The organism is Shewanella jiangmenensis (genome assembly GCF_018596335.1).
Lineage (GTDB): Bacteria > Pseudomonadota > Gammaproteobacteria > Enterobacterales > Shewanellaceae > Shewanella > Shewanella jiangmenensis.
The window spans coordinates 1-671 of the sequence record NZ_JAHEPS010000031.1; the positions used below are offsets into that span (position 1 = coordinate 1).

Annotated in this window: 1 rRNA gene; it reads right to left on the reverse strand. The window is 47.7% G+C overall.

Going from position 1 to position 671, the window contains the following annotated elements:
- Positions 1 to 532, reverse strand: a 23S ribosomal RNA gene (locus KJI95_RS19395); the annotation flags it as partial.
- Positions 533 to 671: the final 139 nt, after the last annotated feature.

The following is a 671-nucleotide window of genomic DNA, read 5'->3' on the forward strand; positions in this document are numbered from 1 at the left end:
ACCGCTCCCACTGCTTGTACGTATACGGTTTCAGGTTCTATTTCACTCCCCTCACAGGGGTTCTTTTCGCCTTTCCCTCACGGTACTGGTTCACTATCGGTCAGTCAGGAGTATTTAGCCTTGGAGGATGGTCCCCCCATGTTCAGACAACATATCACGTGTGCCGCCTTACTCGTTTTCATCATCGGTTAGTTGTCGTGTACGGGACTATCACCCTGTACCGTTGGACTTTCCAGACCATTCCACTAACACCCCGAAGACTTAAGGGCTAATCCCCGTTCGCTCGCCGCTACTGAGGGAATCTCGGTTGATTTCTTTTCCTGAGGGTACTTAGATGTTTCAGTTCCCCTCGTTCGCCTCGTAACACTATGTATTCATGTTACGATGACAGCTTATGCTGCCGGGTTTCCCCATTCGGACATCGCTGGCTATAACGGTTGTTACTACCTCACCAACGCTTTTCGCAAGTTACTACGTCCTTCATCGCCTCTGACTGCCAAGGCATCCACCGTATACGCTTAGTCGCTTAACCATACAACCCGGATGAGTTTCCTCACCGGTTGCATTGCAACTAGCTGGTTTTTCGATAGTTCATTTTACTGAACTCGCCTTGAAGAATTTCCAAAACACTTGATTGAAGTGTTTGAGAACTCAATTTTTGTATTCATCAA